We start from the raw sequence: 23,035 nt of genomic DNA, 5'->3' as shown, positions 1-23,035 counted from the left end.
GCTTCATAAAGGAGGAAAGCTCAAAAAAATTTTTTAAATAAAAAAAATAGGTCTTAAACCCTGCCATATCAATCTTTCCCGAGGGAGTCGCCTGCTGCAGCTCCAGCAGGAAAATAAAAAGAAGGTTTCTCTTCTAAAAAACGTGTTGATTCCGCCCTTTCTTCCATTCAGGAGAGGATTTTTCCTCCGGAACGTCCGGCGGGGACGCCGGTGGGAATAAGCGCAGTCGGAAGATCCTTTTCAAAGCCGGCAGGCATTGAAAATAGCTGACGGCGAGCCCCATGGCAAGCTTCCGCCGGGGAGTGCAGGAGAAAGCTATACGCTCAGAAGAATAATTATTCTGAAATCAAGACTTAATCAACACTCTGGAGCGTAACCTGGGTTAGGAAATAGGCGTCTATACAGAATAGGAAGAACTCTTAAATAATATAATACTGCGAAAGATATCCGGCGATTCTTGCAAACAGCCCGGTAAAGAGCATAATACCAAGCACAATCATAATGACTCCGCTGACTTTCTGGAAAACTGGAAGAAAGCGGTTGATGCTGCGAATACGGTCGAGTGATCGTGCAAAGAGCAGCCCTGCAAGCAGAAATGGCACGGCAAGTCCTGCGGAATAAAATAAAAGGAGCACCATTCCGCCTGCCGGATCATTCTGGGCAGCAAGTGCGAGTATCGAGCCAAGGACCAGTCCAATGCACGGTGACCAGCCGGCAGCAAATATCAGGCCGAACAAAACAGATCTTCCGAAGCTTGTAGACCTGGCAGGATTTTTCATCCTTTTTTCACTCATTAAAAAATTCAGCTGAAAAAGTCCGGTAAGCTGCAGACCAAATAAAACAATCACAATGCCCCCGAGCTGCTCGAGAAGCTGCTGATTCTGCAGGAACATACCTCCGAGGAGCGAGGTGGAAGCACCGAGGGCAAGGAAGATGGAAGTGAACCCGAAAATAAATCCGAGACTCCGGGACAAAATCAGCTTACGGTCTGCGATAAGTTTATTCTGTGAAATTTCTGCACCGGTCAGCTGGGCCAGATAAGCCGGAACGAGAGGAAAGACACAGGGGGAGAAAAAAGATACAACACCGGCAAACAAAGCGACCCAAAGAGATAGAAAAGTTATTTCATTTATAACGAAAATACTGAGCGTATACAAAATATAACCTCCAGCTTTCTATTATGCTCTTTCAACTATACACGATAATATATACAGGAGGAATAAGTGTCACTCAAGTTTCACATTTCCTGTCTGTGGAACCGGTGGGGAAGCTGATTCGTATACATTATACAATAGTGTTTTTATTCGAGAGATGGTAAAATGCCCGGGAACGGAGTGAGAAAAATGTGGATCAAAAGAATAACCGTCGGCATTGTATTACTGCTTCTGCTTTCGATTGCAGGAGTGACAGTTTATCTCGGAATAATTCTGTTTGGTAACTATGCCATAGATGAAAAAGATTTAGTAATGAAAGAAACAACCACAGTTGTAGACAGCAGTGGAGAAGAGCTGACGAGACTGTTCAGCGAAAACAGGGAATCTGTGGATCTGAATGAAATACCTGATCATGTACAGGAAGCTTTTATTGCAGTAGAGGACCAGCGCTTTTATGATCATACCGGAATTGATTTCCGTTCAATCGGTCGGGCACTTTACCGGGATATTATTACCAGGTCTGCGGCCGAGGGTGGAAGCACCATTACCCAGCAGCTTGCAAAAAATGCCTTTTTGAGCCCTGAAAAATCCATACTCAGGAAAACGGAAGAAGTATTGATTGCCCTGAATCTGGAGCACCGCTATGAAAAGGACGAAATTCTGGAGATGTACCTGAACCGGATATATTTTGGTCATGGAGCCCATGGCGTCCAGGCTGCTTCACGCTTATATTTTGGAAAAACAGTCGATGAACTTTCGATTGAGGAAGGGGCAATGCTTGCAGCCCTGCCGAAGGGACCGAATCTTTATTCGCCATTTATCGATGAAGAACGGGGCAAGGAGCGTCGTGATCTCGTTCTCCGCTTAATGAATGATCAGGACTATTTATCTGCTGAGGAAACTGTCCGTCTCCAGGGGAGAACTCTTCCTTCAGAACGTCACAGCGTCAGTTCAAACGAAGCGTATGATGCCTATATCGATCTGCTTCTTCTGGAAATGGAAGAAAAGCACGGACTGACGGAAGAAGAAGTACTGGAAGGAGGATATACCATTCAGGCTGCGATGGATGAAGAACTTCAATCACAGTCCTACGAAAAAATGAGCAGTGATGAAACATATCCCGTTCAGGCAATGGAAGGAAGCTACGTGCTTCTTGATAATGACAGCGGCGGGGTGCTGGCTGTTCAGGGAGGAAGAAACTATGAAAAGAAAGGGCTGAATTATGCTTCTGCCAAAAGGCAGCCGGGTTCCACGATGAAGCCGATCGCCGTGTATGCTCCGGCACTCGAAACAGGAGAGTATGACCCGTATACGCTGCTTGTTGATGAAGAGCTGGATTACGACGGGTATTCACCAGGAAATATGAGCGGTGAATACGAAGGGGAAATCAGCATGTATGAGGCAGTAAAAGATTCTGTTAATGCTCCGGCAGTGTGGCTGTTGAACGAAATCGGTGTCGATGAATCAAAAGCAATGCTCGGTAAACAGAATATTGCTCTTGAAGAAGATGGGCTCAGTATTGCTCTCGGCGGTCTTGATGAAGGACTGACACCTCTTCAAATGGCTGCAGCCTACCGTACTTTCGCCAATAATGGAGTTTATTCCGATCCATATTTTGTGGAAAAAGTTTATGATCGTCACGGAGAGCTTATCTCGGAAGCCGAGCCGGAATCTGAGGTGGTGATGACGCCCCAGACTGCATGGTACATGACAAGAATGCTTGAAGCAGTGGTTACAGATGGGACCGGACAGGCAGGGACTGCACCGGCTCCACTCGCCGGGAAAACAGGTACCACCTCTGAAGCGAGAGACGTGTGGTTTGCAGGTTGGACACCCGAAGTAAGTGGAGCATTATGGATGGGCCGGGGAGCTGAGGATGACAGCGGTGATATATCAAGTGCACTGCCGACTGCTGTTTTTAAAGAGCTGCTTCCTGCCTCAGGTTCTGAAACAGCATTTGAAAAGCCGGAAGGAATAGAAGAGATGGACGAGCCGGTGGAAATGACAGCCGTGGATGATCTGGATGCCGACATGAAAGTCGGACTTTTCGGAGCAAACGTAGAGCTGGAATGGACCGGTTCGGGAGACAGCCGTATCCATTACCGCATTTATATGGTCGAGGGGGATGAGAATTCTCTTATTGATGAAGTAGTGGGGCAGACAAATTACACGGTCAGCCGGGCAAATGTTTTTTCCGGAGGAGAATATGTAGTCGTCCCGTATAACCCTCAGACGAGACAGGAAGGAGAACCATCCAATACTGCTTCAGCAGAATGGAATATTTTTTCACGGGGTTCATAAATAACGAATGTCCGGATGGAGAGTGTCGATCAAGCCTTATTTCCGGAATCATTGTTCCAGCGTATAAGCTTTTCTGCGCCCCGCCCGGAAAGCGTCCTGCGAAGGCGGAAATAAAAAACATCTATTCATAAATAAAAAAGCTTTCCAACAGCCTGAGGTCCGGATGCAGCACACTGCATCCGGATATTTTTTTGTATTTAATTTTCACCGTTTTTGTGAACAAGGTGTTTTTTCCTTTCTTTGATAACAAAAAAACGTTAAAATGTACAGCGGATATAAGAGTTGATAAGCTGGAGTAAGAAACCCGGCTACTATGATGAAAAATGAGGTGTAAGTGTTGTCCCAATTAACAAACGATACATTTTTGAAAGCCTGCCGCCGAGAAGCAGTTCCTCACGTACCGGTATGGTACATGCGTCAGGCAGGACGATCCCAGCCGGAATACCGCGAACTGAAAAAAAAGTACGGTCTGGAGCAGATTACCCGGATGCCGGAAACGTGTGCGTGGGTTACCAAACTGCCGGTCGACCAGTACAATAACGATGCAGCTATTCTATACAAAGATATTATGACCCCTTTACCGGCAATGGGAGTCGATGTGGAAATCAAGTCAGGAATTGGTCCGGTTATTTCAAATCCGGTAACGTCTTTGAAAGATGTGCAGAGTCTCGGTGAACTGCACCCGGAAAAAGATGTGGATTTTGTTCTGGAAACGATCCGTATATTAAGAAAGCAGCTTACAGTACCATTGATTAGTTTCAGCGGGGCGCCTTTTACACTGGCAAGCTACATGGTGGAAGGCGGGCCTTCAAAAAACTACCATAAAACAAAGGCGATGATGTATGGACAGCCTGACACATGGGAAGCTCTTATGGAAAAGCTCGCTGACATGGTCATCACCTATGCGCGGGCTCAGATCAAGGCAGGATCGCAGGCTATACAGATCTTCGATTCCTGGATAGGTGCTCTGAGTCAGAGTGACTACCAGCAGTACGTAAAGCCTGTGATGAAAAGAATTTTTTCAGAGCTTTCGACTGAGAATGTCCCTCTCATAATGCATGGAGTTGGAGCCCGTCATCTGACAAAAGACTGGACAGACCTTGATCTTGATGTCGTCGGACTGGACTGGCGTTATCCTATTAAAGAAGCCCGGGCCGATGGAATTACTAAAGCCGTGCAGGGGAATCTGGATCCCAGTGTTCTTATGGCTCCGTGGCCGGTTATTGAGAAGAAAGCAAAAGAAATCATTGATCAGGGGATGGAACAGCCCGGCTTTGTCTTCAATCTGGGACACGGGGTCTTCCCGGAAATTGACCCGGCGAAACTGAAGCAGCTTACGAGCTTTGTTCATGATTATTCCGCGGAAAAGTTAGCAGAAAAGTAATTTCTCTCCCTGACCCGGCGCCTGCTCCTTCAAATAAAAGAGCGGTTCCGGGGGGGGTTCTTTTCAGCACGTCTAAAACTAAAAAAGGATGATGGATAATGACTAAAAAGATGGGTTTATTAGTTATGGCTTACGGCACGCCGAGATCAGAAGACGAAATTGAACCTTACTATACTCACATCCGAAGAGGACGGAAACCGTCCCAGGAACAGCTGGATGATTTAACACAGCGGTACCGGGATATTGGAGGCATTTCTCCACTTGCCAGAATTACGACACAGCAGGCACAGGAACTGAAAAATGAGCTGAACCGCCGGTATAAAGACGTGGAGTTTGTCGTTTATGAAGGGTTGAAGCATATTGATCCGTTTATAGAAGACGCTGTTCTGCAGATGAAAAATGACGGGATTGAAGAAGCGGTTAGTATTGTTCTTGCTCCACATTACTCCACGTTCAGCGTGAAGTCCTATAACGGTCGTGCAAAAGAAGAGTCCGGTCTGATTAAAGGGCCTTCCATCACGAGCGTGGAACAGTGGTATGACGAGCCTAAATTTATCCGCCTGTGGGCGGACGGCATTAAAAATACGGTGGCGAAAATGACGGAAGAAGAAAAAAATCATCACTGTGTTATTTTTTCTGCACACAGCCTTCCAGAAAAAATTCTTGCAGGCGGCGATCCCTACCCGCAGCAGCTTGAAGAAACAGCACGTCTGGTTGCAGAGGAAGCCGGTGTTAAAAATTATGAAATCGGCTGGCAGAGTGAAGGGAACACGCCGGATCCTTGGATTGGACCGGACGTGCAGGATCTAACGCGTGATCTTCATGAGAAGCATGAATATAAAGCTTACGTTTACTGCCCGGTAGGTTTTGTAGCGGATCATCTGGAAGTACTTTATGATAATGACTACGAATGCAGAGTAGTAACTGATGAAGTAGGAGCAGGCTACTACCGGCCGCCAATGCCGAACGCAAGACCGGAATTCATCGATGCCCTTGCGACAGTTGTAGAAAAGCAGCTTCAGTTTAAGGAAGCTTAAAATGGCTGAAGAACAAATTGCAGTAATAGGAGGGGGCATTACCGGACTGGCCGCCTCCTATGAACTGCAGAAAAAAATACAGTCCGGAAATCTGGATGCGCAATTTACACTGTACGAAGGAAGCGGAAGACTGGGCGGTGTTATCCGGACAGATTATACAAACGGATTTGTTATTGAACAGGGACCGGATTCTTTTTTAACACGCAAGCGCAGTATGTATAACCTTGTCGTCGAACTTGGTCTCGAAAAAGAGCTCGTTACAAATCAATCGGGGGCCTACATACTTCACCAAAATGGGCTTCAGCGCATGCCTGAAGGAGCAGTAATGGGCATCCCGACAAAACTTCGTCCTTTTCTTACGACGGGGCTTTTCAGTATGAAAGGAAAGATGCGGGCCGGGATGGATCTGTTTCTGCTGAGAGGAAAGGCAGGGCATAAAGATCAATCCGTCGGGGCTTTTTTCCGCAGGCGCCTCGGAAATGAAGTCGTGGATCATTTAATTGAACCGCTTCTATCGGGCATATACGCCGGGCGTATAGATAATTTAAGCCTGCAGGCTACTTTTCCACAGTTTCAGGAAATAGAAAATAAACATAGAAGCCTCATACTCGGTATGAGAAACGTTTCCGGCAGTAAAACACCACAGGAGCCGGTGTTTTTAGGTGAAATGAAAAAGCCGGCCAATATGTTTTTGACGTTAAGAGGCGGGCTTCAGTCCCTGGTGGAGAGGCTGGAGAAAGAACTTGACGAAAAATCTGTAAAGAAAAACAAAAAGCTGATTCGTATTGAAAAAGAAGGAAGAGGGACAAGACTCCATTTTGAAGATGGTTCGGATGCCTACGCAGACAAAGTGCTGCTGACTGCGAGACATCATGAAGCCTACGAATTGTTTAAGGAAATGGACTTCATGGAGCCAATGGGAAAGGTGCCTTCCACTTCCGTAGCGACTGTCGCTCTGGCCTACGACAGTTCAGCGATGAAAAAGCCGCTGGACGGCACCGGGTTTGTCATACCGAAAATGGCCGGCTATACGATCACGGCCTGCACCTGGACTCATCACAAGTGGGAACATACCGCACCGGAAGGCAAAGCTCTTCTTCGGGCGTATGTCGGACGGGCCGGAGAGGAAGAAATTGTTTCAAAATCTGACGAACAGATTGTCGAAACGGTTCGGCGTGATCTTAAAGAAATTATGGGGATTGAAGCGGAACCTGAACTTCATCTTGTAACAAGATGGAGAAATGCTATGCCGCAGTATGAAGTAGGACATCGGGAAAGGCTGCAGACTATTGAAAAGAAACTTGCAGCTGAATACCCTCATGTAAAACTGCTTGGAGCCAGCTACAGAGGTATTGGACTGCCGGACTGTATAGATCAGGCAGTGCAGGCGGTAAATGAAATTTAGAAAACTGATCCGTTCATGGATACAGGTTATCAAGTCTGCTTATTTTCTGAGGAAAGCTTTGCCGGCTGGAAGGATTTATTCAATGAATGACATCATAACTTAATCAACAAGCTGGAACCGTCTTAATTTCTATTAAGGCGGTTTATGTTGTAGTGGGGCTGTTAAGGGCTGTGGTTAATACGTGTGTAAAGATAAAAAAAACCGCACGCTGACAGCGCACGGATTCCACATGAGAGGAAAATTGAGAAAGTGGGGGGAGTTAACGTTCCTATACCACATTATTCAATTATTAAACCTGAAAAAGCAGCGATTAAGAATTTTTTCTTCTTTCTGCTTCTCCTGCCAGAGCATAAAGGGCAATAAAGCTTGCGAAATGGGAGCTGAAGTCGTTGTTATCCTGCTGAGGATATACTTCGACAAGATCCATTCCTATTACGCCGAGAAGTGAAATTTCATGTACCATTTCAAGAAGTTCAAAGGAAGTAAGGCCATTGCCGTCGACAGGACCGCCCGGGTTAAATGCGTGATCCAGCACGTCGGAGCAGATACTCAAATACACTGCGTCCGTACCTCTTGAAGCCATCTCGTAAGCTTTGCGGGCAATGGCTCTTGAGGAATCTGCACGCCGGATGTCCTGAATGGTTAATGTTTCAGCACCGACTTCCTGTGCTTTTTTACCGTTTTCCGGTTTATTGCGGGGGCCGTGAATTCCCATATGGATAAGAGCTTCATTAACGACGCCTTCTGTTTCATAAAGCCTGGCAAAAGGAGCTCCGCGTCCGTATGGATCCCCTCCGGAATCATCGTTGTTGTCGTAATGGGCATCGAGATGAATTATTCCTACTTTTTTCCCTGTAGTTTCAGTCAGACTTTTGACTATAGGATAAGTAATGCCGTGATCCCCGCCAAATGCGATCGGAAAAGCTCCGCTTTCCCAGATGGGGGATGCAAAAGCGTTAATTTTCTCCATGGTTTCTTCCGGTTCCGCCGGGGTTACAGCAACATCCCCTTTGTCTCCCATTTTCAAGTGGGAAAATACATCGATATGATCAAGTTCAGGAAGATAACCGCTGTAACGGGCAGAACAGAGCCGGATCACTTTCGGCCCGAGTTCACATCCTGTATAGTCCCCCCAGGTCACGGCTCCTTCCCACGGTACTCCGTAGACGATGACGTCCATATCTTTTTCTTTACCGGGTGCTGTTACGAGATTGGCACTGTTTAAAAAAGTTGGGGTGTTGCCGTAAATATTATCTCTGCTCATGAAAATCCCTCCATAATATATAATACGTCATACTTATATGATAAACGTTTTTATCTGCTTAAAAACATTTATAGCATAAATATTTCTGTTTTGTCTCCGGACCATATTACATCGGAAGTCCATTTCTGTTGTTTGTAAGAGGTATCTTTCATTTTTATTGAGCAGTATGGTATGATAAGGAGTAATGTTAAATTTGGTCTGAATTGCTTTTAATATATCTCTGCAGCCGGGCAGAAAGCGGGAAATGAGATCTTAAAACACCAGTCTTCTTCCGGGCCTGCGGAAAAAAATTTCTGGAGGATTTATGCAGGACGCTCATAAAGTAGTGGAAGCACTGCGTCATTACCGGCATGATTATTTAAACGATATTCAGCTGATAAAAAGTTACACAGCGCTTGGAAAAACAGAAAAAGTAAATCAGGTAATAGATAGAATTTCCCGGCGGGCAGAGCAGGAAAGCCGGTTGAGTTCGTTAAATGCGCCGATGCTGGCAGAGTTTCTGCTGACTTACAACGGGGGAAGTCCGATGGTCCCTTTAGAAACTGTGAAAGTTTATTCTTCAGGGGATGACTGGAGCGGGGAGGAAGCCGAAGCGTTAAATTTTTTGAAGGAGTTTACTTCCTGGGCAGATAAGGCAACTGATACATCTGTCACTGCCCGGGTGGCAGTGACTCTCAAAAGTGAAAACAGCAGGCTGCTGATAGTTGAATTTAATGGAAGCCTTCAGCAGAACGAAATACCGTACTTCCTTAAAAAAAACAATGTGGAGCTTGACTGGCACAGTACAAGTGTAAATGCACGCATCCGGTTGGATGTGTGATGAAAAGAGAGGGGAAAGATCATGTTTGTAGATAAGGTAGATATATTTGTGAAAGCTGGTGACGGAGGTAACGGACTGGTTGCCTACCGCCGGGAAAAATATGTTCCAAACGGCGGGCCTGCCGGAGGAGACGGAGGGAAAGGTGCCGACGTCGTTTTCGAAGTTGATGAAGGATTGAGAACGTTAATGGACTTTCGTTACCAGCGCCATTTCAAGTCGGATCGCGGCGAAAACGGAATGCCCAAAAATCAGCACGGTAAAAGCCGTAAAGAAATGATTGTACGCGTTCCACCCGGTACGTCGATAGTAGATAAAAAAACAGGCGAAATTATTGCCGACCTGACGGAACATAAACAGCAGGCCGTCATTGCCCGTGGAGGGCGTGGAGGGAGAGGTAACTCCCGTTTTGCCACTCCTTCCAATCCAGCTCCGGAAATAGCGGAGAACGGGGAGCCGGGACAGGAAAAGGAAATTACACTGGAGCTGAAAGTGCTGGCCGATGTTGGACTGGTTGGTTTTCCGAGTGTTGGAAAATCCACTCTTCTATCAGTAGTTTCTGCTGCCAAGCCTAAAATAGCTGATTATCATTTCACAACCCTGGCACCCAATCTTGGCGTTGTTGAAACAGATGACCAGCGCAGCTTTGTCATGGCAGACCTCCCTGGGCTGATCGAAGGAGCTCACAGCGGTGTCGGGCTCGGCCATCAGTTTCTCCGGCATATCGAAAGAACACGTGTCATTGTACACGTTATTGATATGAGCGGAATCGAAGGGCGCGACCCTTATGAAGATTATGTAACTATTAATGAAGAGCTTAAGCAGTACAATATGAGACTCACTGAACGTCCACAGATTATAGTGGCGAACAAAATGGACCTTCCGGATGCAGAAACCCATCTGGAGATGTTCAGGGAAAGAGCAGGAGAAGACGTAGAAATCCATCCTGTGTCTGCAGTTACGAAATCAGGAGTTCAAAATCTTCTTCGGGCTGTGGCTGATAAAATTGAAAAAACACCAATGTTCCCTCTTTATGAAGAGGATACGGATCAGCGCGTAGTGTATAAATACACGAAAAAAGAAGAGCCTTTCCACGTACATCATGACGATGACGGCGGCTTTACAATTACAGGTCACGAAATCGAAACAATGTTTAAAATGACTAATTTTGACCGCTATGATTCTGTACAGAGATTTTCTAAAAAAATGCGGAAAATGGGAATTGATAAAGCACTTAGAGAAATGGGTGCAGAAGATGGAGATACGGTAAGAATTCTGAGCTACGAATTTGAATTCATCGAATAGAGACAGATGACGTTCAGCTCTGCTTTTATCACCGGAACTTTCAAGGAGCGGACTGATTTTACTGCAGACTGTTCGAGTATAAGTGCGGTGGACTTTGACAAGTTTGTTGAATCGTAAAATGTTTCTTCTGTGTGGACAAATGATCTCCTCTGATTTACAATGAGTTTTTATAGTGGATCGGTAATTTACCGGGTAAATAGGCGGTGAAATAGATTGAGAAAACGTTCGGATCAGTTTTATCTAGTGAGGGAGGACATGCTTTCTGAAGCTATGCTCAAAACAGTGGAGGCAAAGCGTCTTCTGGAGAGCAGCTCAGCACAGACGATTAACGAAGCGGTTAATCACGTGGAGTTAAGCCGGAGTGCCTTTTACAAGTATAAGGATGGGATTTTCCCATTTCATACAATGGTGAAAGAAAAGATCATCACATTGACAATTCATCTGGAAGATCAGTCGGGCTCACTTTCCCGGCTGCTGTCCATGGTGGCCCGCACCGGAGCCAATGTATTGACGATTAACCAGACTATTCCTCTTCAGGGGAAAGCGACTATTACGCTGACGATCGAAACTGCAGCTATGACTTCCGATGTTACTGCACTGCTGGATCAGATGCAGGAGCTTGAAGCAGTGCAGCGGGTCGAAATTGTAGGTTCCGGGGCATAAGCAGAAAAAGGAGAGAGGACATTGGAAAAAGTAGGTTATCTCGGGCCGAAAGGCTCTTTTACAGAAGCAGCAGCCGCCGCGCTTGTTCCCCACCTTAAAAGGGTGCCTTATGCAACGATCCCGGATACGATGGATGCAGTCGCAGAGGGACATGTGGACCGGGCAGTCGTACCGATGGAAAATGCCATTGAAGGAACAGTCAATATAACACTGGATTACTTCATTCATCATCAGCGCATGAATATGAGTGCAGAAATCACAGCTCCAATTGAGCAGCACCTTCTTGTTACGTCAGAGAGAAGAGAAGCATGGAAAGAAGTAACAAAAGTGTATTCTCATCCGCAGGCGGTGGCCCAATGCCACCAGTTCCTGCGGGAGTGGCTTCCTAAGGCAGAAATATCCTACACAAATTCCACCGCTTCTGCCGCTAAATATGTTGCAGAGCATCCGGAGGAAAACGCAGCAGCAATTGCCAACGATATTGCTGCCGGTGCGTATTCCCTCGCTTTAGCGGAAGAAAGAATTAACGATTACGAACATAACCGGACCCGTTTCCTTCTGTTAACAAAAGAAGAAAAGTCATTTGAACACGAACTGCTCACAGAAGACACAGAGTATAAAACTTCCATGATGATAAGTCTATCTTCGGATTTCGCGGGTGCCCTGCATCAGGTGCTTGCAGCTTTTGCCTGGAGGCGGATTAACCTTGTCCGGATTGAATCAAGACCGACAAAGACAGGACTTGGACATTACTTTTTTATCGTTGATGCTGCTATAAAAAAAGACGAAGTATTAGTTCCATCCGTTGTAGAGGAATTAAAGACACTCGGATGCGGCGTTCACATTCTTGGCAGCTACCCGTGCTTTTCGTGGGAGCAGCTGAATGAAACTCCGGCTGTTTCGTCAGTAGAAAAAAAGTAGGAAAAAAGAATCTCTTTCCATTTTAGTGGGAGGAGATTTTTCGAGTGTGATAAGGGAGGAGAGCAACATGGCCGGTCATTCCAAATGGAGTAATATTAAACACCGCAAAGGACGACAGGATGCTAAAAAAGGCAAGGTATTCACTAAAATATCCAAGGAAATTTTTCAGGCAGTCCGGAGCGGCGGCGACAGTACAGAAACAAACAACGCTTTGAAAATGGCTCTCGATAAAGCGAAAAGGGCCAACATGCCGAATGAAAATATTGAAAGAACGATAAAAAAAGCGACAGGCAATTTCGAAGGAATATCTTATGAAGAAATTGTTTACGAAGGGTATGCGCCGCATGGTGCGGCCGTATATGTTGAAGCGCTCACTGATAATAAAAACCGTACAGCAGCGGAAGTCCGCCTTGCTTTTAATAAAAACGGCGGCAACCTCGGGGAAAACGGGTGTGTTTCCTTCATGTTCAACCGCACAGGATACGTACTTTTCGAAAAAAACAGAGAAACAGACGAGGAGGAAATGATGCTTGAAGCCGTGGAATACGGAGCAGACGACATTGTTTTTACAGACGACGCTGTGGAAATTTATACGCCGCTTAAGCATTTGGATGAGATAAAAACAGTATTCAGCAGCTGGTCCGGACTAAAGCTTGAAGCAGCTGAAGCAGCGATGGTTCCTGAAACAAAAACAGAACTTACTGACGAGCAGCTGGATGAAGTGATGCAGCTGATCGAAGCTCTTGAAGACAGTGATGATGTCCAGCGCGTGTTTCATAACGCAGCCCTCTAGAATATGCTTTCTGACAGGTCACCTTCACCAGCGGATTATGCTAAAATGGAATGTGTGTTCGTTATAGAAACGGAAGTGGAGGGACAAAAAAATGATCGAGTGCATTACAGGGAAAGTAATTCATATGGAAGCAGATACGATTGTCGTGGAAACTGGAGGTATCGGCTACCTTATTCACTGTGGAAATCCCTACAGATATACTGCAGAAAAAGAAAATATTACGACGATTTATACATACCAGCACGTACGGGAAGATGATATCAAGCTGTACGGATTTTCCCACCGGGAAGAACGAAGGCTGTTTGAAAAACTGCTTCAGGTTTCCGGGATCGGGCCCAAGGGAGCACTCGCTATTGTAGGTTCCGAGCAGCCGAAACTGGTTGTACAGGCAATTGAAGAGGAAAATGAAAAGTTTTTAACTAAATTTCCCGGCGTCGGAAAAAAGACCGCAGGGCAGATAATCCTTGATCTGAAAGGTAAGGTAGGAGAAATTGTGCCTACGCTTGCAGAAGGCCTTTTTGCTCCGTCAGAGGAAGCGGCGCCGGAAGAAGCTGCGCTGTCTGAAGCGCTGGAAGCTCTTAAAGCGCTTGGCTACACAGAGCGGGAAGTGAAAAAAGTGACTCCGGTTCTCAGACAGGAAAAACGCACAACGGATGAGTACATTAAACTTGCGCTTCGGGAAATGCTGCGTTCGTAAAAGTGAGGGGGGGGAAGAATGATGGAAGAGCGTATGGTCAGCGGAGAGGTTCATGAAACAGAGGAGCTGGAGGAATTCAGTCTCCGGCCGGGGACTCTCAGCCAGTACATTGGCCAATCAACGGTAAAAGAAAATTTGAAAGTATTTATTGAAGCTGCTGTAATGCGGGAGGAAAGTCTTGATCACGTTCTCCTTTATGGACCACCGGGGCTCGGGAAAACTACTCTTGCCATGATCATCGCCAATGAAATGGGAGTCCAGCTCCGTACGACTTCAGGCCCGGCAGTGGAACGTCCTGGAGATCTTGCGGCTGTTCTCACAGCCCTTGAACCGGGTGATGTACTTTTTATTGACGAGATTCACCGGCTGCCGCGGGCCGTGGAGGAAGTTCTTTATCCGGCTATGGAAGACTTTTTTCTCGATATTGTTATTGGTAAAGGTCCGTCTGCAAGATCTGTAAAGCTCGATCTTCCACCTTTTACATTAGTAGGTGCCACGACTCGTGCCGGAATGCTTTCTTCACCGCTGCGCGACCGTTTCGGTGTTATGAGCCGTCTGGAATATTATACTGAAGCAGAACTGCATGAAATAGTTCTTCGGACAGCGGAAGTACTGGACGTGGAAATTCATAAAACTGCTTCTTATGAAGTAGCCCGCCGCGCCAGGGGGACCCCTCGTATTGCCAACCGGCTTCTGCGGAGAATCCGTGATTTTGCCCAGGTAAGAGGAGATGGAAGTATATCGATTGATATTACGAACGAAGCCCTGGATTTACTTCAGGTCGACAAGCTGGGACTCGATGAAATAGATCATAAGCTGTTGAAAACGATGATAGAAAAATTCCGGGGAGGGCCTGTCGGACTGGACACGTTAGCAGCCACCATAGGCGAAGAGTCCCACACAATTGAAGATGTTTATGAACCGTATTTAATGCAGATAGGTTTTATGCAGCGGACGCCGCGGGGACGTACGGCGTCAGCGTCAGCCTATCATCATTTTCAAATGGAGGTACCTGATTAAATGTCGATACCGAAGCTGCTGATCACAACGGGGGCGGTGCTGATTATTGCCGGAGTCCTCTGGCAGGTCGGAGGAAGATTCTTTTCACTTGGAAGACTGCCCGGTGATATCGTTATTGAAAGGGGCGGTTCGACATTTTACTTTCCGGTCATGACTTCAATTATTATCAGCATTGTATTATCTTTGATTTTTATGCTGATAAGAAGATAACTTAATTGTAACGAAGGAGACAGAAAGAATGGATGTTTCACAATTTGACTACGAGCTGCCGGAGGATCTTATTGCACAGACTCCGCTGCAGGACAGGGAGTCCTCCAGGATGCTCGTGCTGGAACGCAGCGAAGGAGAAATAAAACACCAGCATTTTCACGATTTAAGCCGCCACCTGAAGCAGGGGGATACACTCGTTCTTAACAACACGAAGGTAATCCCGGCAAGATTGTTCGGCATAAAGGAAGAAACCGGTGCCAATATAGAAGTGCTTCTTCTTAAAGAAGAGGCCGGATCTGTCTGGGAAGCTCTTGTTAAACCGGCGAAGCGTGTAAAAAAAGGAACGAAACTTACGTTTGGGGAAGGTTTGCTGAAGGCGGAATGCACGGAGATACTTCCGGACGGGAGACGCAAGCTGGCATTTAGTTTCGAAGGTATCTTTCACGAAATTCTGGATAAACTTGGAGAAATGCCGCTGCCGCCCTATATTCAGGAACAGCTGGAGGAAAAAGATCGTTATCAGACGGTGTTTGCCAAACATAGAGGCTCAGCCGCAGCCCCTACAGCTGGTCTGCACTTTACTGACACGATGCTGGAAAAACTTCAGAAGCAGGGAATAGATATCGTTTATTTAACCCTCCACGTCGGCTTGGGGACGTTTCGTCCGGTTTCTGTGGAGACGGTGGAAAATCATACAATGCATGCAGAATTTTATAATCTCCCCCCGGAAACAGCAGAAAAATTAAATGAAACGAAAAAACGGGGCGGTAGAATTGTTGCGGTGGGAACGACTTCTGCCCGGACACTCGAAACAATTGCGAGGGACACGGACGGTGAGTTTAAGGAAGCTTCCGGCTGGACGGATATATTTATTTATCCCGGTTTTACTTTCCGGGCGATTGACGGTCTGCTTACTAATTTTCATCTCCCTAAGTCAACACTCGTGATGCTGGTTAGTGCTTTTGCGGGCAGAGACAATATTATGAAGGCGTATCATGAAGCAGTAGAAAACCGCTATCGTTTCTTTAGTTTTGGAGATGCAATGCTGATAATATAAAAAGGCCGGGTATGCTCCACAGCGCAGCATGTTCCTTATAAACTTAAAGAGTCCTGAGCCGGAGTAAACACGCGTCCGGCAGAAGATCATTTTTTCTGCTGACACAAGAAAATGAGGAAAGAAGTGAGTAGTATTTATGCCAGCAGTAACTTACGAACATATTAAAACGTGCCGCCAATCCGGCGCGAGACTTGGAAAAGTCCATACTCCCCACGGAAGTTTCGAGACGCCGATTTTCATGCCGGTAGGAACTCTTGCCACCGTAAAAACTATGAGTCCGGATGAACTCGTGGAAATGAACGCACAAATCATCCTGAGTAATACGTATCATCTTTGGCTCCGCCCTGGAGAAGATATTATTCAGGAAGCAGGCGGCCTGCACAAATTTATGAACTGGGACCGGCCCATACTGACGGACTCCGGCGGTTTTCAGGTGTTCAGCCTGAGTGATCTCCGTAATATCAGTGAAGAGGGAGTCGAGTTCCGCAGCCATCTGAGCGGAGAAAAACTTTTCCTGACACCTGAAAAATCTATGCATATTCAAAATGCCCTGGGGCCTGATATCATGATGGCTTTCGATGAGTGCCCGCCTTATCCGGCAGAACACGATTATATGAAAGCTTCAGTGGAAAGAACAAGCCGGTGGGCAGAACGATGTCTTGAAGCACATCAACGGCCGCATGATCAGGGTCTTTTTGGTATCGTTCAGGGTGGGGAGCATCCGGACCTGCGCAGACAAAGCGCAGAGGATCTTGTGTCTCTCGATTTCCCCGGTTATGCAATTGGGGGACTTTCCGTCGGCGAACCGAAGGATGTCATGAACCGGGTGCTGGAAGAAACTACTCCTTTTCTGCCCGATAACAAACCCCGATATTTGATGGGAGTGGGGTCAGCTGATTCCCTGATTGACGGGGCGGTCAGAGGAGTAGATATGTTTGACTGTGTACTGCCTACACGTATCGCGAGAAACGGCACGCTTATGACAAGCAGCGGAAGGCTCGTAGTAAGAAATGCAGCCTATGCCAGAGACTTTCGGCCACTGGATGAAAAATGCAGCTGCCGTGTATGCAGAAATTACTCCAGAGCCTATATTCGTCACTTGATAAAAAGCAATGAAACGCTCGGACTTCGTCTCTGCTCCTATCACAACCTGCATTTTCTCCTGCAGCTTATGGAAAATGTGAGGGAGGCCATCAGGAATGACAGGCTTCTCGATTTCCGGGAGGAATTTTTTGAAGCCTACGGATTTAATAAGCCGAATGCAAAAAACTTTTAGAACGACAAAATAGATTGATTTTAAGGAGCAACTTTGGCTACAATAGAAGCTGGGAGTTTTTCCTTGAGAGAATAAACGACTGGGAGTCTGTCCCGGACCTTAAATATAGAAGGGAGTGAAGAGATTGGATCTGTTAGGAGCGTTAATTCCTTTAATTCTTATGTTTGCGATTTTTTATTTCCTGTTAATCCGGCCGCAGCAGAAGCGCCAGAAAAAAGTTCAGGAAATGCACTCGAACCTGCAGAAGGGTGATAAAATTATCACGATCGGCGGCCTCCATGGTACGATCGATGCGATTGATGAAAACCGTGTTGTTGTCGATGTAAATGGTCAGATTAAGATGACATTTGACCGTCAGGCAATTCGGGAAGTAACAAACCAGGACTGATAACAAAGGGTCATCTGCAGAAAGGAAATTACTTTCTGCAAGGGGCCCTTTTTTATACCCTGTATATACATATTTTAACACTGAGGGAGTCCTTAACTGTGCAATGGAGAAATTTATACCGCGGTTTTTTTATGGGTATCTGCGATATCGTTCCTGGAGTCAGTGGTGGTACCATGGCCCTGATTTTGGGAATATACGAAAATTTCATAAAAGCTGTTAGTGGTTTTTTCAGCCGCGATTGGAAAAGGCATCTCGGGTTTCTAATACCGCTTGGAGCCGGTATGATGTTTGCGATTGTTTCTCTGGCAAACGCTATGAACTTTCTGCTGGAGCGGTACAGCCAGGAAACAAACTTTCTTTTCACTGGACTGCTTGTAGGGGTGCTGCCGCTGCTTATGAAAAATTCCCACGGCAGAAAATCTTTTCGGCCGGTGCATTTACTGCTGTTATTTATCATGGCACTGCTCGCCCTGTTTATTGGAGGGGCTGCCCAGCAGGATGGAGGAACGGCAATTCTTGAGTTAACCGCTCAAAATGCATGGCTCTTTTTTATAGCCGGATGGATCGCAAGCATGGCCATGCTTCTTCCGGGAGTGAGCGGGGCATTTGTACTGCTTTTATTCGGTGTATACCAGACTGCTACGAATGCTTTATCTGTCACAAACCCGAATCTGCCCGTTATTCTTCTTGTAGGGAGCGGCGTAATCGTTGGTTTTATCATAAGCAGTAAAGGTATCCGCTATTTGTTCCATCACTACCCTTCCTATACGTACGCCGGAATTATCGGTCTTATTATTGGAGCGGCTTTCACCATTTTCCCCGGATTTGGAAATGGAAGTGCAGCAGCAAGTACTTTCGCTTTTGCTGCGGGAACAGCCACTGCCTACGTACTCAGTTTAAAGCAGCCTTAAGGCTCAATGTTTAATTTTAAAGCTTCGGGTTGTTTTTGAAGGTTGCCTGCGGCCGTCCGTTCGTCCGGGAGGATCTTCACGCTTTCCACGGCAGGCCGGTTGAAAGGCGAAGTGTTTCTTCAGCCGGCAGCGAACATAGCTAATTTCAAAAATACTGCGGGGCAATTAAAAACTCTCTTCATTACGGTTTATGATAACAAGCTGTTACTTTCCGTTTTTTCCGCCGGATTTGACATCTTAATTTCCCCACCGCTATAATAAGGCAGTCACACGTATGTATTAGTATAAAAAGGGTGCAGGAAGCATACTTTCCTGCATCCTTCTCCTGCATATACCGGAGTTTTTACAGACGAAGGAGGAACTACCATTGGCAAAAAGAAGAAAAGGAGTCCGGAAAAGCTTTATTGCTGTCTTCTTTGCAATCGTTATTGCGATTGGAGTCATGATTACCGTCACTGCTGAGGAACAGGTGGACGATATCAGCCTTGGACTGGACCTGCAGGGCGGCTTCGAAGTGCTTTATGAAGTACAGCCGCTTGATGAGGAAGAAGACAGGGAAATAGACAGGGAGCTGTTAACGGACACTGTGAGTGCTCTCAATGCCCGTATTGACGTACTCGGTGTTTCAGAACCGAGCATCAACATTGAGGGTGAAGACCGAATCAGAGTACAGCTGGCCGGAGTGGATGATCAGGAACAGGCCAGAGAACTTCTTTCCACACAGGCCAGACTGGAGTTCCGCGATGTAAACGATGAACTGATGATGGATGGCTCTGATCTGGTGGAAGGCGGGGCCAGGCAGAACTTTCATGGGGAAACAAATGAACCTATCGTTTCTGTAACCGTGGATGATGCCACTTTATTTGAAGATATTACGCGTGAAATCAGCAGCAGACCGCCGGAGGAGCGGCAGCTGGTTATCTGGCTTGATTATGAAGAAGGAGACTCTTTTGAAGAAGAAATAATGAAGGAAGATTCCAAAATTGTTTCTGCCCCGCGTGTAGACGAAGTGATTCCTTCACGCGATGTGATGATTTCCGGTAACTTCACTGTCGAATCAGCTTCAGACCTGGCCGGTATACTTAACGCCGGGGCACTGCCGGTGGAACTTGAGGAGCTTTCTCTGAATTCCGTGGGAGCCCAGCTCGGGGAACGCTCCATGGAATTGGCAGTAAATGCAGGGATAGTCGGCATAGCACTCATTTTTGCCTATATGCTTTTTTATTACCGATTTATGGGAGCAGTAGCTGTAGTGACGCTTTCCGCCTATATTTATTTAGTGCTCGTAATCTTCAACTGGCTGAATGCCGTACTGACTCTGCCGGGGATTGCTGCGTTAATTCTTGGAGTGGGGATGGCGGTGGACGCCAATATCATCACTTTTGAAAGAATTAAGGATGAACTCCGCAGCGGAAGATCTGTAATGAGCGCATTTAAAGCAGGAAGCCGCCGGTCCCTATCAACTATTCTTGATGCGAATATTACAACAATTCTTGCCGCAGCAGTGCTGTTCTATTTCGGAACGAGTGCTGTGCAGGGGTTTGCCGTCATGCTGATTGTCAGTATTCTGACAAGCTTCCTTACAGCTGTGTTTGGAGCCAGACTTCTTCTCGGGCTTTGGGTAAACAGCAGAGCACTGAATAAAAAGCCCCGGTTATTCGGCGTAAAGGAGAGTGATATCAGTGAAATTTAATTCCGAAACTTCAAAACTCGATTTTATTAAACATCGTAAAAAGTTTTTTGCGTTTTCCGGAGCTTTTCTGCTTACTGGTATTATTCTTCTATTTACTATCGGTCTGAATCTGGGGATTGATTTTGAAAGTGGAACAACAGTGGACGTTCTCGCCGGTGAAGAAGTTACGGCAGCTGAAATCGATCAGCAGTTTGCAGAAATAGGATATGAGCCGGATGATATTATGCTGGCAGGGGAAAATAATGAAATAGGGCGTGCTTCGTTTATAGGAGGACTTGATCAGGAAGAGTCACTCGAAATTCAGTCACACTTTGAAGATATTTATGGCAGTACGCCCAACGTCAGCACTATTACACCTATCGTCGGTGAAGAGCTTGCTCAGAACGCTGTCATTTCTGTCCTGATAGCTACCGTTGGAATAATAATTTACGTTACTTTCCGTTTTGAGTTTTTATATGGAGTGGCAGCGATTGTAGCGCTGTTTCATGATGCGCTGTTTATATTAACCGTTTTTGCCGTCACCCAGATGGAAGTAAACATTCCCTTTATTGCAGCGGTACTGACAATAGTCGGTTATTCGATTAACGACACGATAGTAACCTTTGACCGAATACGGGAAAATATGCGGCTTGAAAAAGCGGTTAATACGTTCGAAGACATTTCCCGGGTAGTCAATAAAAGCCTTGTTCAGACACTGGCAAGATCTATTAACACAGTACTCACCGTCGTGTTCGCAGCTGGTGCCCTCCTTCTTCTTGGGGGCGAGGGACTCAGAGTCTTTTCTTTCGCTCTTGTAGTCGGACTCGTAGCTGGAACATATTCATCTCTCTTTATCGCAGCACAGCTGTGGGCAGTTCTTAAATCAAAACAAATTGCCCGCCGTCTGCGCCGTGAAGAATTGAAAGCGAGAGAGGAATCAGAGCCGGAGAATGCATAATTTTTTCAACCCCCGCAGAAGCCTTTCTTCTGTGGGGGTTGCCTGTGCCGGGAAGAGGACCGGTCGATTTCATGTTAAAGTAGAGTGAAGAAGGAAAGGGGGGGTTCTATGGAGGGCGGATCAGAGCTGCGGAGCAAAAAAGTCCAGCAGGGGGCGTGGATTGGAATAGGCGGAAACGTAGTGCTGGCAGTGCTGAAAGGTATTGTTGGTCTGATTGCAGACAGCCGGGCGCTCGTAGCAGATGCACTGCATTCTGCATCAGATGTAGTCAGTTCCATTGCTGTACTCATCGGCATCCGGGCTGCTCAGGAGCCACCCGATGAAGATCATCCTTATGGTCATGGGAAGGCGGAAACGGTCACTTCCATTATCGTATCCGTACTGCTTATTGTAGTCGGGGTGGAAGTGGCACTCAACGCATTTTCAGCCATGTTCAGTCCAATAGGAATTCCGGGAATATGGGCTGTTTATGCAGCACTATTTTCAATTATTTTAAAAGAACTGATGTTTCAATATAAGTATAGACTGGGTAAAAAATACAGAAGCAGTGCTTTAATTGCCGATGCATGGCACCATCGTTCAGATGTCTTTTCATCACTTGCAGTTCTTATTGGTGCAGGCGCAGCTATAGCAGGAAGTGCTGCCGGATGGGAACAGGCAGCCTACATGGATCCGGCTGCCAGTATTATTGTAGCTGTCATGATCATCCGGATGGGCTGGAAGCTCGGAACTGAAGCTGTTCATAATACACTGGATCATGTGCTTCATGAAGAAGACAGCGGGTGGATGGTTGAAGAAGCCCGGAAAGTTCCGGGGGTAATGAAAATCGATGAACTGCTGGCAAGAGAGCATGGACATTATGTGATAATTGACATAAAACTTTCTGTAGATCCTTATATAACGGTGGAGGATGGGCACCGGATCGGCAAGCAGGTGAAGCGGAAGCTCATGCGATACAGTTACGTGCAGGATGTACGGGTTCACATAAACCCTTATGCAGAGGAGGATGAATTATGAAAGGTCAATGGACGTTAATAGCCGTGCTCTTTATCACGCTCATAATCGCTGGCTTTGCTGTAGTGAACGTTGATCCGGTGGAAGTCAATTTTCTTTTCACAGAAGCTGAATGGCCGCTCGTTCTCGTTATTATTGTTTCTGTTCTGACAGGCTGTCTGATTGCGGGGCTCGTCGGGATGTACAGAATATTCCAGCTTCAGCGGGAGATTAAGCAGTTGAAAGGAAAAGACGTTCCGGATAAAGATCCGGAAGATACACCGGTGGACAATGAAAAAACCGGTTTGCAGCGAAGCAGAAAAAAGGAAAGCTGAACCAGCTTCCCATGAAGTGCAATACTTCTTCAACTGGACGCCCATCATAGTAATGATGGGCGTCTCAGGCTGTTTATAAAGTGTTTTTTATACATGCCTATGCATTTCCCTGCTTTCGCCTCCGCAGGACGCTTTCCGGGCGGGCCGGCTTCAGCTAATTTCTTCCTCTCCATGCTCGGAAGAAATGGATCTTCAGCTCGTCCTATCTCGCCCCGGAGTCGCCTGCTGCAGCTCCAACAGGAAAATAAAAAGAAGGTTTCTCTTCTAAAAAACGTGTTGATTCCGTCCTTTCTTTCATCAAGGAGATGCTTTTTCCTCCGGAACGTCCGGCGGGGACGCCGGTGGGAAATGATGTGCACCCCTGAAATTAGACACCAAAATTTGTCAAATAATCGCTGGCTCATGATGCAGGCGGTATTGTACCGGGCTTACTTTTAAACGGGATTTTATGCGATCGTGATTATAGTAATGGAT

At 46.4% G+C, this 23,035-nt stretch carries 23 protein-coding genes; 20 read left to right on the top strand and 3 right to left on the bottom strand.

Annotated elements, in window-relative coordinates; all coding sequences use genetic code 11:
- Positions 1-419: 419 nt before the first annotated feature.
- Complete coding sequence (locus tag C6Y45_RS15350; protein ID WP_107586097.1) at positions 420-1,157, bottom strand: cytochrome c biogenesis CcdA family protein; 738 nt, start codon at positions 1,155-1,157, stop codon at positions 420-422.
- Between the two features lie 186 nt (positions 1,158-1,343).
- On the opposite strand from C6Y45_RS15350, the gene C6Y45_RS15345 reads away from it, so the two are divergent.
- From C6Y45_RS15345 to hemY, 4 genes are all read left to right on the top strand, one after another.
- On the top strand, positions 1,344-3,455 hold the full coding sequence (locus C6Y45_RS15345; protein WP_107586101.1) for a transglycosylase domain-containing protein: 2,112 nt from the start codon (positions 1,344-1,346) through the stop codon (positions 3,453-3,455).
- A 337-nt stretch (positions 3,456-3,792) separates the two neighbouring features.
- The gene (hemE, locus tag C6Y45_RS15340) at positions 3,793-4,839 is read left to right on the top strand and encodes a uroporphyrinogen decarboxylase (RefSeq protein WP_107586096.1); all 1,047 of its coding nucleotides are present in this window, start codon (positions 3,793-3,795) and stop codon (positions 4,837-4,839) included.
- A gap of 95 nt (positions 4,840-4,934) precedes the next feature.
- Positions 4,935-5,876 (top strand): ferrochelatase, encoded by a 942-nt coding sequence (hemH, locus tag C6Y45_RS15335; protein ID WP_107586095.1) that lies wholly within the window; start codon positions 4,935-4,937, stop codon positions 5,874-5,876.
- 1 nt (position 5,877) lies between these two features.
- Complete coding sequence (gene hemY / locus C6Y45_RS15330; RefSeq protein ID WP_107586094.1) at positions 5,878-7,281, top strand: protoporphyrinogen oxidase; 1,404 nt, start codon at positions 5,878-5,880, stop codon at positions 7,279-7,281.
- A 310-nt stretch (positions 7,282-7,591) separates the two neighbouring features.
- Here the strand turns inward: hemY and C6Y45_RS15325 are convergent, their stop codons facing one another.
- Positions 7,592-8,545 (bottom strand): agmatinase family protein, encoded by a 954-nt coding sequence (locus C6Y45_RS15325; protein ID WP_107586093.1) that lies wholly within the window; start codon positions 8,543-8,545, stop codon positions 7,592-7,594.
- Positions 8,546-8,849: 304 nt separating this feature from the next.
- On the opposite strand from C6Y45_RS15325, the gene C6Y45_RS15320 reads away from it, so the two are divergent.
- From C6Y45_RS15320 to C6Y45_RS15245, 16 genes are all read left to right on the top strand, one after another.
- The gene (locus tag C6Y45_RS15320) at positions 8,850-9,365 is read left to right on the top strand and encodes a Spo0B domain-containing protein (RefSeq protein ID WP_107586092.1); all 516 of its coding nucleotides are present in this window, start codon (positions 8,850-8,852) and stop codon (positions 9,363-9,365) included.
- Between the two features lie 21 nt (positions 9,366-9,386).
- Positions 9,387-10,667, top strand: a complete 1,281-nt coding sequence (gene obgE, locus C6Y45_RS15315; RefSeq protein WP_107586091.1) for a GTPase ObgE — start codon at positions 9,387-9,389, stop codon at positions 10,665-10,667.
- Positions 10,668-10,880: 213 nt separating this feature from the next.
- The gene (locus tag C6Y45_RS15310) at positions 10,881-11,330 is read left to right on the top strand and encodes an ACT domain-containing protein (protein ID WP_107586090.1); all 450 of its coding nucleotides are present in this window, start codon (positions 10,881-10,883) and stop codon (positions 11,328-11,330) included.
- A 21-nt stretch (positions 11,331-11,351) separates the two neighbouring features.
- Positions 11,352-12,251, top strand: a complete 900-nt coding sequence (gene pheA, locus C6Y45_RS15305; protein ID WP_107586089.1) for a prephenate dehydratase — start codon at positions 11,352-11,354, stop codon at positions 12,249-12,251.
- Positions 12,252-12,318: 67 nt separating this feature from the next.
- The gene (locus C6Y45_RS15300; RefSeq protein WP_107586088.1) at positions 12,319-13,044 is read left to right on the top strand and encodes a YebC/PmpR family DNA-binding transcriptional regulator; all 726 of its coding nucleotides are present in this window, start codon (positions 12,319-12,321) and stop codon (positions 13,042-13,044) included.
- A gap of 91 nt (positions 13,045-13,135) precedes the next feature.
- Complete coding sequence (ruvA, locus tag C6Y45_RS15295; protein WP_107586087.1) at positions 13,136-13,741, top strand: Holliday junction branch migration protein RuvA; 606 nt, start codon at positions 13,136-13,138, stop codon at positions 13,739-13,741.
- Positions 13,742-13,762: 21 nt separating this feature from the next.
- Positions 13,763-14,761: a Holliday junction branch migration DNA helicase RuvB gene (gene ruvB, locus C6Y45_RS15290; RefSeq protein ID WP_107586100.1), complete on the top strand. Its 999-nt coding sequence runs from the start codon at positions 13,763-13,765 to the stop codon at positions 14,759-14,761.
- Complete coding sequence (locus C6Y45_RS15285) at positions 14,762-14,971, top strand: DUF2905 domain-containing protein (protein ID WP_174703891.1); 210 nt, start codon at positions 14,762-14,764, stop codon at positions 14,969-14,971.
- 28 nt (positions 14,972-14,999) lie between these two features.
- Complete coding sequence (gene queA, locus C6Y45_RS15280) at positions 15,000-16,028, top strand: tRNA preQ1(34) S-adenosylmethionine ribosyltransferase-isomerase QueA (RefSeq protein WP_107586086.1); 1,029 nt, start codon at positions 15,000-15,002, stop codon at positions 16,026-16,028.
- 136 nt (positions 16,029-16,164) lie between these two features.
- A complete protein-coding gene (gene tgt / locus C6Y45_RS15275; RefSeq protein WP_107586085.1) occupies positions 16,165-17,304 on the top strand; it encodes a tRNA guanosine(34) transglycosylase Tgt in 1,140 nt (379 codons plus the stop codon).
- A gap of 124 nt (positions 17,305-17,428) precedes the next feature.
- Complete coding sequence (gene yajC, locus C6Y45_RS15270) at positions 17,429-17,692, top strand: preprotein translocase subunit YajC (RefSeq protein WP_107586084.1); 264 nt, start codon at positions 17,429-17,431, stop codon at positions 17,690-17,692.
- 131 nt (positions 17,693-17,823) lie between these two features.
- Positions 17,824-18,603, top strand: a complete 780-nt coding sequence (locus tag C6Y45_RS15265; protein WP_160058433.1) for a DUF368 domain-containing protein — start codon at positions 17,824-17,826, stop codon at positions 18,601-18,603.
- A gap of 442 nt (positions 18,604-19,045) precedes the next feature.
- Positions 19,046-20,296 carry a protein translocase subunit SecD gene (gene secD / locus C6Y45_RS15260; RefSeq protein WP_107586098.1) on the top strand — a complete coding sequence of 417 codons (1,251 nt, stop codon included), beginning with the start codon at positions 19,046-19,048 and terminating at the stop codon, positions 20,294-20,296.
- Positions 20,286-21,233: a protein translocase subunit SecF gene (gene secF / locus C6Y45_RS15255; protein ID WP_107586082.1), complete on the top strand. Its 948-nt coding sequence runs from the start codon at positions 20,286-20,288 to the stop codon at positions 21,231-21,233. Before secD ends, secF begins: the two co-directional genes overlap by 11 nt.
- Before the next feature lie 108 nt (positions 21,234-21,341).
- Entirely contained in the window at positions 21,342-22,250 is a 909-nt protein-coding gene (locus C6Y45_RS15250; RefSeq protein ID WP_107586081.1) for a cation diffusion facilitator family transporter, read from the top strand.
- On the top strand, positions 22,247-22,561 hold the full coding sequence (locus tag C6Y45_RS15245) for a LapA family protein (RefSeq protein ID WP_107586080.1): 315 nt from the start codon (positions 22,247-22,249) through the stop codon (positions 22,559-22,561). The genes C6Y45_RS15250 and C6Y45_RS15245 overlap by 4 nt, the downstream gene beginning before the upstream one ends.
- A gap of 384 nt (positions 22,562-22,945) precedes the next feature.
- Here C6Y45_RS15245 and C6Y45_RS18215 read toward each other — a convergent pair whose 3' ends face one another.
- Complete coding sequence (locus tag C6Y45_RS18215) at positions 22,946-23,011, bottom strand: hypothetical protein (protein WP_425427873.1); 66 nt, start codon at positions 23,009-23,011, stop codon at positions 22,946-22,948.
- Positions 23,012-23,035 lie beyond the last annotated feature (24 nt).

It is taken from the genome of Alkalicoccus saliphilus (genome assembly GCF_003044065.1).
GTDB classification, from domain to species: domain Bacteria; phylum Bacillota; class Bacilli; order Bacillales; family Salisediminibacteriaceae; genus Alkalicoccus; species Alkalicoccus saliphilus.
This window is presented reverse-complemented; position numbering and strand designations above follow the sequence as displayed.